This is a genomic window from Citrobacter amalonaticus, assembly GCF_037053465.1.
Taxonomy (GTDB): domain Bacteria; phylum Pseudomonadota; class Gammaproteobacteria; order Enterobacterales; family Enterobacteriaceae; genus Citrobacter_A; species Citrobacter_A amalonaticus_H.
Genome location: NZ_JBALIF010000008.1, coordinates 60,011 through 73,893 on the forward strand (window position 1 = coordinate 60,011; position 13,883 = coordinate 73,893).

A 13,883-nucleotide genomic window follows, 5' to 3' on the forward strand; every position below is an offset into this window, starting at 1 on the left:
TTGAGGAGTATACGAACGTTGGACGCCACGGCAATAATCAGTCTTTTCATCCTGGGGTCCGTCCTCGTCACCAGCAGCATTTTACTCAGTTCATTTTCATCACGCCTCGGCATTCCGATTCTGGTTATCTTCCTTGCAATTGGCATGCTGGCAGGTATAGACGGCGTGGGTGGGATCCCCTTCGATAATTATCCCTTTGCCTATATGGTCAGTAACCTGGCGCTGGCAATTATCCTGCTTGATGGCGGAATGCGGACCCAGGCGAGTTCCTTTCGGGTTGCGCTGGGACCGGCGCTGTCACTCGCGACGGTAGGCGTGCTGATCACCTCCGGTTTAACCGGCATGATGGCCGCCTGGCTGTTTAAACTCGATCTGATCGAGGGGTTGCTGATTGGCGCGATTGTCGGGTCAACGGACGCGGCGGCAGTCTTCTCGCTTCTGGGCGGCAAAGGGCTCAACGAACGCGTCGGCTCAACGCTGGAAATTGAATCCGGCAGTAACGATCCGATGGCGGTTTTCCTGACCATCACGCTGATTGAGATGATTCAGCAGCATGAAAGCGGTCTGAGCTGGATGTTCGCGGTCCACATTATCCAGCAGTTTGGTCTCGGTATCCTGCTTGGGTTGGGCGGTGGCTATCTGCTCCAGCAGATGATTAACCGTATTTCTCTACCTGCCGGGCTCTATCCGTTACTGGCCCTGAGCGGCGGGATCCTCATTTTTTCCCTGACAACAGCACTGGATGGCAGCGGGATCCTGGCGGTCTATCTGTGCGGATTTTTGCTGGGAAACCGCCCGATTCGTAACCGCTATGGTATTTTGCAAAACTTCGACGGGCTGGCCTGGCTTGCGCAAATTGGCATGTTCCTGGTGCTTGGACTGTTAGTGAATCCTTCCGACCTGTTGCCGATCGCCGTTCCTGCGCTGATCCTCTCGGCGGGCATGATTTTCCTCGCCCGTCCGCTTTCCGTTTTTATTGGGCTGCTGCCGTTTCGCGGCTTTAACCTGCGTGAACGCGTCTTCATCAGTTGGGTGGGTCTGCGTGGCGCGGTGCCCATCATCCTCGCTGTTTTCCCGATGATGGCAGGACTGGAAAACGCCCGCCTGTTCTTTAACGTCGCCTTCTTCGTGGTCCTCGTTTCACTGGTCTTTCAGGGGACATCGCTCACCTGGGCTGCAAAAAAGGCGAAGGTGGTGGTGCCGCCTGTCGGTTGGCCGGTTTCTCGCGTTGGCCTCGATATTCACCCGGACAATCCGTGGGAGCAGTTTGTCTATCAGTTGAGCGCCGATAAATGGTGTGTGGGCGCAGCGCTGCGCGACCTGCATATGCCGGAGGAAACGCGGATCGCAGCGCTGTTTCGTGACAATGTGCTGTTTCATCCGACTGGCAGTACGCGCCTGCGTGAAGGTGATGTGTTGTGCGTCATCGGACGCGAGCGCGATCTGCCAGCGCTCGGTAAACTGTTCAGCCAGTCGCCCCCGGTGGCGCTGGATCAACGTTTCTTCGGTGACTTTATTCTCGAAGCCAGCGCTAAATACGCCGATGTGGCGCTGATCTACGGCCTGGAAGACGGGACAGAATACCGTGATAAGCAGCAAACGCTGGGCGAAATTGTTCAGCAATTGCTGGGAGCCGCGCCGGTCGTCGGTGATCAGGTGGAATTTGCCGGGATGATCTGGACGGTTGCAGAGAAAGAAGATAACGCCGTGCGCAAAGTCGGGGTTCGCGTGGCCGGAGAGGAAGACGAAGAGTAGTTGCCATGCCGGATAAGCGCAGCGCCATCCGGCACACAAAAAAGTTACACTGTCACCACTGGCACACGTAACGCCAGAGCACACATTAACTCATAGCCCACCGTGCCCGATGATTTCGCCACATCATCAATCTTGATCTCTTTGCCCCACAGTTCTACCGGCGTTCCAATCCCCGCCTGTGGGCATGGGGTTAAATCAACCGCCAGCATGTCCATCGACACCGTTCCTACCGTCGTGGTCCGGACGCCATCGACCATAACCGGCGTTCCGCTGGGGGCATGACGCGGGTAACCGTCCGCATAGCCCGCCGCCACAATGCCAATTCGCTGCTCGCCTTTGGCGGTATAGCGTCCGCCGTAACCCACCCTATCGCCCGCTCTCAACGTCTGTACGCCAATGATTTCGCTGCTGAGCGTCATTACCGGTTTCAGTCCGGTATTGGCAATATCGCGCCACTCCCCCGACGGTGATGCGCCATACAGAATAATCCCCGGTCGTACCCAGTCGAAATGCGCTTCAGGATGCCACAGCGTAGCCGCTGAATTGGACAATGAGCGACGGCATTCCATTCCTTCTGTCGCCTGTGCGATACGCGCCATTGCATTGCGGATCCCGTCAGGGTGTTCTGCATCGGCAAAATGCGACATCACTGTCATTTCGCCGACGTTCGGCATCGCCCGCAGTTGTTGCCAGACCGTTTGCAGGCGTTCCGGCAGAAAGCCAAGACGGTTCATGCCGCTGTTAACCTTCACGTAGACGTCCAGCGGCGCTTTCAGTTTTGCATTCTGAATGGCTTTCAACTGCCAGTTGCTGTGAACACAGGTCGTCAAACGCCACGTATCGTAAACCGCTAAATCTTCTGCATGAAAGAACCCCTCCAGCATCAGGATCGGCCCTTTCCAGCCGCGCTCACGCAGTGTGACTGCTTCTTCCAGATTTAACAGGGCAAAACCGTCGGTGCCTCCCAGGGCGCTCCAGACGCGTTCTATACCATGTCCGTAGGCATTGGCTTTTACCACCGACCAGACGCGGGCATCCGGTGCGGCCTGACGGACTATGCTTAGATTTTGTTTCATCGCCTGCAGGTCAAGGCTGGCCAGTATCGGGCGGGTCATTTCGCGTCCTTCTTAGTGATGTGCGCCGTGTAAATGTTGCGCTCGGGCCGGTGTAAAGCCAGCGCTGTAGCGCGCCACGCTCAAATCTTCATAGGGAATGGCCGGCGTGCGACCCGACAGAATGTCGCTTAACAACTGTCCGGAGCCACACGCCATCGTCCAGCCCAGCGTGCCATGTCCGGTATTCAGTAGCAGATTCTTAAAGCGGGTGCGCCCGACCACCGGTGTGCCGTCAGGCGTCATGGGGCGTAAACCGGTCCAGAAGGTCGCCTGTTCAATATTACCGCCGCGCGGGTAGAGATCGCGCACCACCATTTCGAGCGTTTCACGGCGCGGCTTAAGCAACTCGGTGTTAAACCCGACGATTTCCGCCATGCCGCCAACGCGAATACGCTGGTCAAAACGAGTAATCGCAATTTTGTACGTTTCATCAAGAATAGTCGAAACCGGCGCACCGTCCTCCTCTGCGACCGGAATGGTCAGTGAATAGCCTTTCAGCGGATACACCGGAATATCAACGATCCCTTTCAGCATCGCCGTGGAGTAAGACCCCATCGCCATGACATACGCATCAGCTTTGACAATCTCTGCGCCACATTTCACGCCGTAAATTCTTTCACCTTCGCACAGCAGTTTGTCCACCGGCGTATTAAAGCGGAATTTCACCCCGGCCTGTTCGCACATCTGTGCCAGACGTTGGGTAAAGAGCTGGCAGTCACCGGTTTCGTCATTCGGCAATCGCAGGCCGCCGGTAAGCTTATGCGCCACTTCAGCCAGCGCCGGTTCAACTTCCGCCAGGCGACGGGCCTCCAGCAACTGATACGGTACGCCAGCATCTTCCAGAACGGCGATATCACGCGTTGCATTCTCATACTGCTGTTCGGTCCGGAACAACTGCAACGTGCCGCCCTGCCGTCCTTCATACTGGATACCGGTCGAGGCACGCAGCGCTTTCAGGCAATCGCGGCTGTATTCTGCCAGCCGAACCATCCGGCTTTTGTTTTCCATATAGTGGCTGGTGTCGCAGTTGCGCAGCATTTGCCACATCCATTTTAACTGGAACGGCGTGCCATCCAGTCGCACCGCCAGCGGCGCATGACGCTGGAACATCCATTTTATCGCCTTCAGCGGAACGCCAGGCGCTGCCCAGGGCGCGGCATAGCCCGGGGAGATCTGCCCCGCATTCGCCGCGCTGGTTTCCAGCGCCGGACCGGGTTCCCGATCGATGACGGTGACATCATGTCCAGCCTGACTCAGATACCAGGCGCTGGTCACGCCAACGACGCCACTTCCCAGTATGACAACTCGCATAGCCACTCCGTTAACATTAACAGTAAAAGAACAATCATCTAATTACATCTTGATAACTCAGATGAAAATATTATTCAACATATGGCTTTTTTATGGTGACAGACCTCACATCGTATGCTTAGTGCATTGATATCACGGCTTTGGCATCTCCTGCTGCGATGCATTTTTATACAGCACAAAATAGCGTTAAGTAGTCAAAATGTGGCGAATTGGTCAGCGGAAATCGCAAAGAAAAAAATTCTTCCGGAACACGGTTTTTAACAGGGTGTTCTATGCTTGAAATGAGGTGCTCCACACAGAGAGTGCCGCCAACAATGAGGGTGCGCGAATGGCTACGATTGATTCCATGAACAAGGACACCACACGGTTGAGCGATGGACCCGACTGGACGTTTGATCTGCTGGATGTCTATCTGGCAGAGATAGACCGCGTGGCGAAACTCTACAGACTGGATACCTACCCGCACCAGATTGAGGTCATCACCTCTGAACAGATGATGGATGCGTATTCCAGCGTCGGGATGCCGATCAACTATCCTCACTGGTCGTTCGGTAAAAAGTTTATCGAGACCGAGCGCCTGTATAAACACGGGCAGCAAGGGCTGGCCTATGAAATCGTCATCAACTCAAACCCATGTATCGCCTATCTGATGGAGGAGAACACCATTACCATGCAGGCACTGGTGATGGCTCACGCCTGCTACGGGCATAACTCCTTCTTCAAAAATAACTATTTGTTCCGTAGCTGGACCGACGCCAGCTCGATTGTGGACTATCTGATTTTCGCCCGTAATTACATTACCCAGTGTGAAGAGCGGTACGGCGTGGACGAAGTTGAGCGGCTTCTGGACTCCTGCCATGCGCTGATGAACTATGGCGTCGATCGCTATAAGCGCCCACAAAAAATCTCGTTGCAGGAAGAGAAAGCCCGTCAGAAAAGCCGGGAAGAGTATCTGCAAAGTCAGGTGAACATGCTGTGGCGCACCCTGCCGAAGAAAGAAGAAGAGAAAACCATTGCCGAAGCGCGGCGCTATCCTTCTGAGCCGCAGGAAAACCTGCTCTACTTTATGGAGAAAAATGCGCCGCTGCTGGAATCCTGGCAGCGTGAGATCCTGCGCATTGTGCGCAAAGTCAGTCAGTATTTTTATCCGCAAAAACAGACGCAGGTGATGAACGAAGGCTGGGCCACCTTCTGGCACTACACCATCCTGAACCACCTGTATGACGAAGGAAAAGTCACTGAGCGTTTTATGCTGGAGTTTCTCCATAGTCATACCAACGTGGTATTTCAGCCGCCCTACAACAGTCCGTGGTACAGCGGAATCAACCCTTACGCACTGGGTTTTGCCATGTTCCAGGATATTAAGCGTATCTGTCAGTCGCCAACGGAAGAGGATAAATACTGGTTCCCGGATATGGCCGGTTCTGACTGGCTGGAGACGCTGCATTTCGCGATGCGTGATTTCAAAGACGAGAGCTTCATCAGCCAGTTCCTGTCGCCGAAGGTTATGCGCGATTTCCGTTTCTTTACGGTGCTGGATGACGATCGGCAAAACTACCTGGAAATCTCCGCCATTCACAATGAGGAAGGCTATCGCGAAATTCGCAACCGCCTCTCCTCGCAATACAACCTGAGCAATGTCGAGCCGAATATTCAGGTCTGGAACGTGGACCTGCGCGGCGATCGCTCTCTCACCCTGCGTTATATCCCGCATAATCGCGCGCCGCTGGATAAAGGACGCAAAGAGGTACTCAAGCACGTCCATCGCCTGTGGGGGTTTGATGTGATGCTGGAACAGCAAAATGAAGATGGTAGTGTGGAACTGCTGGAACGCTGTCCGCCTCGGCTGAACAGCCTGTAAAAAGCAAAACCCCCTCATCATGAGGGGGTTCGTTTTTATCGGCCCTGAATGGCTAAATCGCCAGGCAGGTTCTTCTGCATACGGTGCCAAATCTCGCCGCTGTCATGACCATAACGACGCACCGTTTCGTACACCTGATCGTGCGCGCCCTGCAGACAAAGCTGTGACAGCTTATGATAGAACCCAAGCGCAAGGCCGCGCGCTTCCGGGTTGGCGAAATAGTGACGGCCAATGCGGGTATATAACCCTTTCATCCCGTTCAGAATCAGACCGTAAATGGGGTTGCCGGAGGCAAACGCCAGACCGCGGAAAATGTTGTAATCGAGATCCGCAAACGCATCGGCGTGGTCGGCAACTTCCTGTGCGGTCGCCAGTACTTCCTGGGCTTTATCCGGATGCTGACGAAACGCAGTGCGGATAAAGATTGTGGAGATATTCGTACGAACCGACAGCAGATTATCAATCAACTGTGGAACGCTTTCGTGATCGAGACGCGCCAGGGTTTCCAGAATATTCAACCCGGACGTTTCCCAGAAATTATTCACCTTCGTCGGTTTGCCATGCTGAATGGTCAACCAACCGTCTCGCGCCAGACGCTGCAACACTTCGCGTAACGTGGTACGCGTCACTCCGATAAGTTCAGAGAGTTCACGTTCTGCAGGCAAGATAGTACCAGGTGGGAAGCGGTTATTCCAGATACTTTCAATGATGTACTCTTCCGCGAAACCCGCCGGGCTCTGCGCCTTAATGACCATAGTGAGATTTCCATTACACAGCAAAACATAGTTGGACTCATCATACCAGACGGGTTTGACGCCCGATAGCAGACACAATGAAGAAAAAGGGGATCAAGGCTCCATTTTCTTGATAACAGGGCCGGTGGGGTTTAAGTCTTGCCTGTATCAAGACTGACCGCTAAGCTTTGCGGCTAAACATAAAAATATCAACTTAAGTTATAAGGTAAGGGAAACCACCATGGAGCTCTCCTTGGGCCGTGCGCTATGGCGCAATTTTCTGGGCCAGTCCCCCGACTGGTACAAACTCGCACTACTGATCTTCCTGATCGTTAACCCGCTGATTTTCATCATCAACCCGTTTATTGCAGGCTGGCTGCTGGTCGCGGAGTTTATCTTTACGCTGGCGATGGCGCTGAAATGTTACCCGCTACTGCCCGGCGGACTGCTGGCTATTGAAGCGGTTATTATCGGCATGACCAGCGCGGCCCACGTGCGCGAGGAAGTGGCGAATAATCTGGAAGTCTTGCTGCTGCTGATGTTTATGGTGGCGGGTATCTATTTTATGAAGCAGCTCCTGCTGTTTATTTTTACCCGTCTGCTGCTGAGTATTCGCTCCAAAACGCTGCTGTCGCTGGCGTTTTGTATCGCAGCCGCCTTCCTTTCCGCCTTCCTCGATGCGCTGACCGTTGTGGCGGTAGTCATCAGCGTCGCCGTCGGATTTTACGGTATTTATCATCGGGTGGCCTCTTCCCGTGGCGATGATAGCGACATTCTTGATGACAGCCATATTGATCAGCACTATAAAGCCGTGCTTGAACAGTTTCGGGGTTTTTTACGTAGCCTGATGATGCATGCCGGAGTGGGAACCGCGCTGGGCGGCGTAATGACGATGGTAGGTGAACCGCAAAACCTGATTATCGCGAAAGCCGCTGGCTGGCACTTTGGCGACTTCTTCCTGCGGATGTCACCCGTTACCGTTCCTGTACTGATTTGCGGTCTGCTGACGTGTGTTCTCGTAGAGAAAATGCGCTGGTTTGGCTACGGCGAAACGCTGCCGGAAAAAGTGCGCGACGTTCTGCAACAGTTTGACGACAGAAGCCGTCAGCAGCGTACCCGTCAGGACAGAGTAAAACTGATTGTCCAGGCGTTGATTGGTGTCTGGCTGGTTGTCGCGCTCGCCCTGCATCTGGCGGAAGTGGGACTGATTGGTTTGTCGGTGATTATCCTCGCGACCTCACTGACTGGCGTCACTGACGAACACGCTATTGGTAAGGCATTCACTGAATCCCTGCCGTTTACGGCCTTGTTGACGGTCTTTTTCTCCATTGTCGCCGTCATTATCGACCAGCATCTTTTCTCGCCGATTATTCAGTTCGTCTTACAGGCGTCGGAACATGCGCAATTGACGCTGTTCTATCTCTTTAACGGCCTGCTTTCATCAATCTCTGACAATGTCTTTGTCGGCACGATTTACATCAATGAAGCGAAAGCGGCGATGGAAAGCGGCGCAATTTCGATGAAGCAATATGAACTGCTGGCTGTCGCAATCAATACAGGCACCAACCTGCCCTCTGTGGCGACGCCAAACGGTCAGGCCGCGTTTCTGTTCCTGCTCACCTCTGCGCTGGCGCCGTTGATCCGTCTTTCCTACGGGCGTATGGTCTGGATGGCGCTGCCTTATACGATTGTACTGACACTTATTGGTTTGCTGTGCGTTGAATTCACGCTCGCGCCGTTAACGGAATGGATGATGCAAACCGGCTGGTTAGCTACACTTTCATAACAACTTACCGGGCGTTTCGCTGCCCGGTTTGTTTTTTTGCGTAATATTTATCCAATTACACATTATTTGAATTTCTCCTGGTGGCGCTGTAAACGATTTAGTTTACACTGCCGTATCTACGCATCTTGCAGGGAAATAATTATGTTGCGATATTTGAACCAGTGCTCACGGGGTCGGGGTGCATGGTTATTAATGGCTTTCACCGCCCTGGCGCTCGAACTCGTTGCGCTGTGGTTTCAGCACGTGATGCTGCTTAAGCCGTGCGTCCTGTGCATCTATGAGCGCTGTGCGCTGTTTGGCATCATGGGCGCCGGGATCGTGGGTGCCATCGCGCCTAAAACTCCGTTGCGCTATATCGCGTTGGTCATCTGGATCTACAGTGCCTGGCGTGGAGTACAACTGGCATGGGAACACACCATGATCCAGCTTCACCCTTCTCCATTTATGACCTGTGATTTCATGGCACGCTTCCCGAGCTGGTTGCCGCTGGATAAATGGTTGCCGCAGGTGTTTGTCGCTTCAGGTGACTGCGCACAGCGTCAGTGGGAATTTTTGACGCTCGAAATGCCGCAGTGGCTGCTGGGTATTTTCGCCGCATATCTGGTCGTCGCGGTGCTGGTGCTGATTGCCCAACCGCTGAAACCCAAAAGACGTGATTTGTTTAGTCGTTAATCTCATACGCTCCCATTCGGGAGCGTTTTTTATCAGCCGCGAAAAATCAGTCAGCCCACGATGGTTTATTCAGGATATGATCCTGCCAGTCATGCACATCTGACTCTTTAACCGCGATATGGCGTACCGAAATTCGCTCGCCATGCATCGCCGCTTTTGATCCGGTAAGCAACGGATGCCACTCTGGCAGCGCTTTTCCTTCCGCCAGAAGACGATAGGAGCAGGTCATCGGCAGCCATTCAAACGTGGGCAGGTTATCACGCGTCAGTTTGATACAGTCCGGCTCGTATTCGAACCGGCGTTCATAGTTGCGACACTGGCAGGTTTTAATATTGAGCTGTCGGCACGCGACGTTGGTGAAGTAGATTTCATCAGTGTCCTCATCCATCAGCTTATGCAGGCAACACTGACCACAACCATCACAGAGCGACTCCCATTCGGCATCGGTCATTTCATCCAGGGTTTTACGTTGCCAGAAAGGTAAATCGCTCATCAGGGTATCCGCCATTGCTATAAAGGTGCACCTTATAACCAGTCTGGCACGCTGATGCAAGTTTTGCCGCCCCAAAAAGGCGGCAAGCAGAGATTACATTACGCGGGTGGTCAGAGAGTGACCATTAAAATTGACCACCAGCTCATCGCCGCTGGCGAGCGGTCCAACGCCTTCTGGCGTACCGGTGAGTACAACATCGCCAGCTTTCAGCGTGAAAAATTTGCTCATATAGGCAATTAAGGGCACGATTTTATGAATCATGTCGGCGGTAGTCCCCTGCTGGCGAACCTCACCATTGATGGTAAGACTCAGCGAGGTATCCTGCGGATCGCCGGTGAACTCTGCCGCAGGGATAAACCCAGACAGCGGGCAGGAATTATCGAACCCTTTGGCTTTTTCCCAGGGTTGTCCGGCTTTCTTCATCTTTCCCTGAATATCACGTAGCGTAAGATCGAGCGCCACGCCGTAGCCGGCAATGGCTTTACGTACATGCTCTTCTGTGGCCTGACGTAGCGTCGCACCAATCAGAACAGCCAGTTCAATCTCATGATGAACCGACCCCATGTCCGTTGGGATCGCCAATGGCTGGCGTATATCGCAGAGCGCGGTTTCCGGTTTGATAAACAGCACCGGCTCATCCGGCGTCGCACTGCCCATTTCCTTTATATGTTTCGCGTAGTTACTGCCCACACAAACCACTTTACTTACCGGGTAGTCAAGCAGCGCGCCCTGCCAGTTATGATGTTGATACATTCATTTCCCCTAAATCTGTCATCGTAAACGTCAGAAATAGCGCCGGCAGGAATAACGCCGACGCCCCTTATTTGTCTGTTTCAGGATTGTTTTGCGTCGATGCTGATAGATGTTTCTTCAATAAATCTTCCGGTGGTGGCGGCAACTGTAAATAATAACCCTGCTCGGTTAAGGCTTGTTTGACTTTATCCAGGGAAGCGTTAACTAACTTTTTGCGACCGTCCAGCGGCAATATCATTGCCAGTTGCGGTTGACCAAATCCTTTCATCAGATCTTCAGGTACACGAGAGAAATCGTCTTTTTTTTCGACATATAAATAGGTCTGGTCACGTTTAGTACTTCTGTAGATCACACAAAACATACTTTTTACTCTGAATTAAACGGATGGCGACTTGCCTCAATATAATAGTGACTATAACATGCCTTCTGGACTTCGGAATATCACTCCGCATCGGGGATGATAAATAGCAAATTGAGTAAGGCCAGGATGTCAAACACGCCCATCGAACTTAAAGGCAGCAGTTTCACCTTATCAGTGGTTCATTTGCATGAAGCAGAACCCGAGGTTATTCGTCAGGCGTTAGAAGACAAAATCGCTCAGGCTCCGGCTTTTTTAAAACATGCCCCTGTGGTGGTGAACGTCAGTGGACTTGAAACGCCCGTCAACTGGCCGGTTCTGCAAGAGGTTGTCGCGTCGACAGGGTTGCGTATTATTGGCGTCAGCGGCTGTAAAGATACCCGTTTAAAAGCGGAAATCGACCAGATGGGTCTTCCTTTACTCACTGAAGGTAAAGAGAAAGTGGCACGTTCCGCTCCACCTGAACCCGTTGCACCCGCCGTTGTCACGCAAAACGCTACTTCCGTCACAAAAACGCGTTTTATTGATGTGCCGGTTCGTTCCGGTCAGCGTATTTATGCACCACAATCAGATCTGATTGTCACAAGTCACGTCAGCGCTGGCGCTGAGCTTATCGCTGATGGCAATATTCATGTTTACGGCATGATGAGAGGCCGTGCGCTGGCAGGCGCCAGTGGTGACCGGGAAGCGCAAATTTTTTGTACCCACCTGACGGCAGAACTGATGTCTATCGCAGGTGTTTATTGGCTGAGTGATAAAATCCCAGCAGAATTTTATGGCAAAGCGGCGCGTTTGCAGTTGGCAGACAACGCTTTGACAGTTCAACCGTTGAATTGATCCCTTTTTAACAAGGAATTCCTATGGCACGCATTATTGTTGTTACTTCGGGTAAAGGGGGCGTTGGCAAAACCACCTCCAGCGCGGCCATCGCTACTGGTTTGGCCCAGAAGGGAAAGAAAACTGTCGTTATTGATTTTGATATCGGCCTGCGTAACCTCGATCTGATCATGGGGTGTGAACGTCGGGTTGTTTACGATTTCGTCAACGTCATTCAGGGCGATGCAACGCTGAACCAGGCGTTAATCAAGGACAAGCGCACAGAAAACCTCTTTATTCTTCCTGCCTCTCAGACTCGCGATAAAGACGCGTTAACGCGTGAAGGCGTCGCAAAAGTGCTTGACGATCTGAAAGCGATGGATTTTGATTTTATCGTTTGTGACTCGCCTGCGGGGATAGAGACTGGCGCGCTGATGGCGCTCTATTTTGCTGATGAAGCCATTATCACTACCAACCCGGAAGTCTCATCGGTTCGCGACTCAGACCGTATCCTGGGCATTCTGGCCTCGAAATCCCGCCGCGCCGAGAACGGCGAAGATCCGATCAAAGAGCATCTGCTGTTGACCCGCTACAATCCGGGTCGTGTCAATAAGGGCGATATGCTCAGCATGGAAGATGTACTGGAGATCCTGCGCATTAAACTCGTCGGGGTTATCCCGGAAGATCAGTCTGTCCTGCGCGCCTCTAACCAGGGTGAACCGGTCATTCTGGACATCAATGCAGACGCTGGTAAAGCGTATGCCGATACGGTAGATCGTCTGTTGGGAGAAGAACGTCCTTTCCGCTTCATTGAAGAAGAGAAGAAAGGTTTCCTCAAACGCCTGTTCGGAGGATAAGTTATGGCATTACTGGATTTTTTTCTCTCGCGGAAAAAGAATACAGCGAACATCGCCAAAGAGCGATTACAGATTATTGTCGCCGAACGTCGTCGTAGCGACGCTGAGCCACATTATTTGCCGCAATTGCGTAAAGATATTCTTGAAGTCATTTGTAAGTATGTCCAAATTGATCCGGAAATGGTCACCGTTCAGCTTGAACAAAAAGACGGCGATATTTCTATTCTCGAATTGAACGTTACCTTGCCGGAAGCCGAAGAGTCGAAATAATCTCTTTGTTAAGAAAATTCCTGGGCATTAAAAGGCAGAGCAATCTGCCTTTTATTTTTTTGAAAAAATCTGAATAACATTCCCCTTTTCTTAAATAGATTGGTTATTTATACAGTGTTTTACTCTTTTTATTTGAGTGAAAAGGCCGGATACCGCTCTGCGAAATAGTGGCGTAAAAATTCCACAGTAATACGAACTTTAGCCGAGGTGGCCAGTCGGGATACATAGACAGCCCAGATATTGGCGGGCTGATAATACTCTGGCAACACATGTACAAGATGCCCGCTGGCGATGTTATCGCAGACATCCCACCAGGAGCGTAGCGCAATCCCCTGCCCGTCCAGGCACCATTGATGCACAATCTCTCCGTGATTTGACGACAGCGCGCCAGTGACCTTAATAGCATGATCCCCCTCTTTGTTTCGCAACTGCCAGATGCCAAAGGGGTGGTCGCGCTCCTTGATAACCAGACAAGAGAATGACGACAGATCGGCAAGTTGCTTTGGCATCCCTTTTTGCGCAAGGTAATCGGGTGAAGCACAAAGAATTCGGTAGTTAGTGCCGAGTTTTCTGGCAATTAAATTCGGCGCGATATCATCGCCTATCCGGATATCAAGATCGACGCCCTCGTTGACCAAATCCACCAGCCGGTCTTCCACATCAAAGCGCAGTTCCAGTTGCGGGTACTGTTTTGCCAGCGCCGAGAGCGCAGGCGCCACAATCCGTCGGCCAAAACCGAAACTGCTGATAATACGGAGCATCCCCTGTGGAACCTGACGCACATCAGAGAGCTCGTCCATCATCTGATCCACATCCTGCAGGATGCGCTGCGCCCATTCATAGATACGTTCTCCTTCTTCGGTGATCGTGACACGACGGGTTGTCCGGTGCAGTAACACCACATTCAGGTTCTGCTCAAGCAGAGCGATGCGTTTACTGACAAACGCCGGTGAAACGCCCATTTCCTGAGCGACAGCGGCAAACCCGGCACGGCGGGCGACCATCATAAAGACGCGTAAATCAGTCAGCAGAGGAGGATTATTCATGATCTGTGTTTTATGTTTCACCAGTTAGGGAGATTAACTCTCGCTCAGTCAATTAT

General features: G+C 52.4%; 14 protein-coding genes and 1 pseudogene. 7 read left to right on the forward strand and 8 right to left on the reverse strand.

The window, feature by feature from the left end; translation table 11 throughout:
- Positions 1-18 precede the first annotated feature (18 nt).
- Complete coding sequence (locus tag WB371_RS14715; RefSeq protein ID WP_336220793.1) at positions 19-1,755, forward strand: potassium/proton antiporter; 1,737 nt, start codon at positions 19-21, stop codon at positions 1,753-1,755.
- Here the strand turns inward: WB371_RS14715 and WB371_RS23835 are convergent.
- The 3 genes and pseudogenes from WB371_RS23835 to WB371_RS14725 form a co-directional block, all read right to left on the reverse strand.
- Positions 1,696-1,839 (reverse strand): annotated as a pseudogene (locus WB371_RS23835) (hypothetical protein); the annotation flags it as partial. The gene WB371_RS14715 and the pseudogene WB371_RS23835 overlap by 60 nt on opposite strands.
- The gene (gene dadX, locus WB371_RS14720) at positions 1,800-2,870 is read right to left on the reverse strand and encodes a catabolic alanine racemase DadX (protein WP_336220794.1); all 1,071 of its coding nucleotides are present in this window, start codon (positions 2,868-2,870) and stop codon (positions 1,800-1,802) included. The pseudogene WB371_RS23835 and the gene dadX, both read right to left, overlap by 40 nt.
- Before the next feature lie 12 nt (positions 2,871-2,882).
- Positions 2,883-4,181 (reverse strand): D-amino acid dehydrogenase, encoded by a 1,299-nt coding sequence (locus tag WB371_RS14725; RefSeq protein ID WP_336220795.1) that lies wholly within the window; start codon positions 4,179-4,181, stop codon positions 2,883-2,885.
- 328 nt (positions 4,182-4,509) lie between these two features.
- Between WB371_RS14725 and WB371_RS14730 the strand changes: the two genes are divergently transcribed.
- Positions 4,510-6,042, forward strand: a complete 1,533-nt coding sequence (locus WB371_RS14730) for a SpoVR family protein (RefSeq protein WP_336220796.1) — start codon at positions 4,510-4,512, stop codon at positions 6,040-6,042.
- Positions 6,043-6,077: 35 nt separating this feature from the next.
- Here WB371_RS14730 and fadR read toward each other — a convergent pair whose 3' ends face one another.
- A complete protein-coding gene (fadR, locus tag WB371_RS14735) occupies positions 6,078-6,797 on the reverse strand; it encodes a fatty acid metabolism transcriptional regulator FadR (protein WP_336220797.1) in 720 nt (239 codons plus the stop codon).
- A 220-nt stretch (positions 6,798-7,017) separates the two neighbouring features.
- Here fadR and nhaB point away from each other — a divergent pair, with 220 nt between their 5' ends.
- Together nhaB and dsbB are read left to right on the forward strand one after the other, a co-directional pair.
- Positions 7,018-8,562, forward strand: coding sequence for a Na(+)/H(+) antiporter NhaB (gene nhaB / locus WB371_RS14740; protein ID WP_336220798.1), 1,545 nt, complete (start codon positions 7,018-7,020; stop codon positions 8,560-8,562).
- A gap of 141 nt (positions 8,563-8,703) precedes the next feature.
- On the forward strand, positions 8,704-9,234 hold the full coding sequence (gene dsbB / locus WB371_RS14745) for a disulfide bond formation protein DsbB (protein ID WP_336220799.1): 531 nt from the start codon (positions 8,704-8,706) through the stop codon (positions 9,232-9,234).
- A gap of 46 nt (positions 9,235-9,280) precedes the next feature.
- Here the strand turns inward: dsbB and WB371_RS14750 are convergent, their stop codons facing one another.
- The 3 genes from WB371_RS14750 to WB371_RS14760 all read right to left on the reverse strand — a co-directional run bounded on the left by WB371_RS14750 (position 9,281) and on the right by WB371_RS14760 (position 10,841).
- Positions 9,281-9,727, reverse strand: a complete 447-nt coding sequence (locus WB371_RS14750; protein ID WP_336220800.1) for a YcgN family cysteine cluster protein — start codon at positions 9,725-9,727, stop codon at positions 9,281-9,283.
- Positions 9,728-9,820: 93 nt separating this feature from the next.
- The gene (locus WB371_RS14755) at positions 9,821-10,480 is read right to left on the reverse strand and encodes a fumarylacetoacetate hydrolase family protein (protein WP_336220801.1); all 660 of its coding nucleotides are present in this window, start codon (positions 10,478-10,480) and stop codon (positions 9,821-9,823) included.
- A gap of 67 nt (positions 10,481-10,547) precedes the next feature.
- Positions 10,548-10,841, reverse strand: a complete 294-nt coding sequence (locus WB371_RS14760) for a YcgL domain-containing protein (RefSeq protein ID WP_336220802.1) — start codon at positions 10,839-10,841, stop codon at positions 10,548-10,550.
- 126 nt (positions 10,842-10,967) lie between these two features.
- Between WB371_RS14760 and minC the strand changes: the two genes are divergently transcribed.
- The 3 genes from minC to minE are packed head-to-tail and all read left to right on the forward strand — an operon-like array spanning position 10,968 to position 12,781.
- On the forward strand, positions 10,968-11,675 hold the full coding sequence (gene minC / locus WB371_RS14765) for a septum site-determining protein MinC (RefSeq protein WP_336220803.1): 708 nt from the start codon (positions 10,968-10,970) through the stop codon (positions 11,673-11,675).
- 23 nt (positions 11,676-11,698) lie between these two features.
- Positions 11,699-12,511: a septum site-determining protein MinD gene (gene minD, locus WB371_RS14770; protein WP_336220804.1), complete on the forward strand. Its 813-nt coding sequence runs from the start codon at positions 11,699-11,701 to the stop codon at positions 12,509-12,511.
- 3 nt (positions 12,512-12,514) lie between these two features.
- The gene (gene minE / locus WB371_RS14775) at positions 12,515-12,781 is read left to right on the forward strand and encodes a cell division topological specificity factor MinE (RefSeq protein WP_336220805.1); all 267 of its coding nucleotides are present in this window, start codon (positions 12,515-12,517) and stop codon (positions 12,779-12,781) included.
- 128 nt (positions 12,782-12,909) lie between these two features.
- On the opposite strand, the gene WB371_RS14780 is transcribed toward minE, so the two are convergent.
- Positions 12,910-13,827 carry a LysR family transcriptional regulator gene (locus tag WB371_RS14780; RefSeq protein WP_336220806.1) on the reverse strand — a complete coding sequence of 306 codons (918 nt, stop codon included), beginning with the start codon at positions 13,825-13,827 and terminating at the stop codon, positions 12,910-12,912.
- Positions 13,828-13,883 lie beyond the last annotated feature (56 nt).

Excerpts from the sequence above, each read along its gene's own strand:
- minE (WP_336220805.1), top strand. The coding sequence starts at position 12,515 with ATGGCATTACTGGATTTTTTTCTCTCGCGGAAAAAGAATACAGCGAAC.
- WB371_RS14725 (WP_336220795.1), bottom strand. The coding sequence starts at position 4,181 with ATGCGAGTTGTCATACTGGGAAGTGGCGTCGTTGGCGTGACCAGCGCC.
- minD (WP_336220804.1), top strand. The coding sequence starts at position 11,699 with ATGGCACGCATTATTGTTGTTACTTCGGGTAAAGGGGGCGTTGGCAAA.
- minC (WP_336220803.1), top strand. The coding sequence starts at position 10,968 with ATGTCAAACACGCCCATCGAACTTAAAGGCAGCAGTTTCACCTTATCA.
- WB371_RS14730 (WP_336220796.1), top strand. The coding sequence starts at position 4,510 with ATGGCTACGATTGATTCCATGAACAAGGACACCACACGGTTGAGCGAT.
- dsbB (WP_336220799.1), top strand. The coding sequence starts at position 8,704 with ATGTTGCGATATTTGAACCAGTGCTCACGGGGTCGGGGTGCATGGTTA.
- WB371_RS14760 (WP_336220802.1), bottom strand. The coding sequence starts at position 10,841 with ATGTTTTGTGTGATCTACAGAAGTACTAAACGTGACCAGACCTATTTA.
- dadX (WP_336220794.1), bottom strand. The coding sequence starts at position 2,870 with ATGACCCGCCCGATACTGGCCAGCCTTGACCTGCAGGCGATGAAACAA.
- WB371_RS14780 (WP_336220806.1), bottom strand. The coding sequence starts at position 13,827 with ATGAATAATCCTCCTCTGCTGACTGATTTACGCGTCTTTATGATGGTC.
- fadR (WP_336220797.1), bottom strand. The coding sequence starts at position 6,797 with ATGGTCATTAAGGCGCAGAGCCCGGCGGGTTTCGCGGAAGAGTACATC.
- WB371_RS14755 (WP_336220801.1), bottom strand. The coding sequence starts at position 10,480 with ATGTATCAACATCATAACTGGCAGGGCGCGCTGCTTGACTACCCGGTA.
- nhaB (WP_336220798.1), top strand. The coding sequence starts at position 7,018 with ATGGAGCTCTCCTTGGGCCGTGCGCTATGGCGCAATTTTCTGGGCCAG.
- WB371_RS14750 (WP_336220800.1), bottom strand. The coding sequence starts at position 9,727 with ATGAGCGATTTACCTTTCTGGCAACGTAAAACCCTGGATGAAATGACC.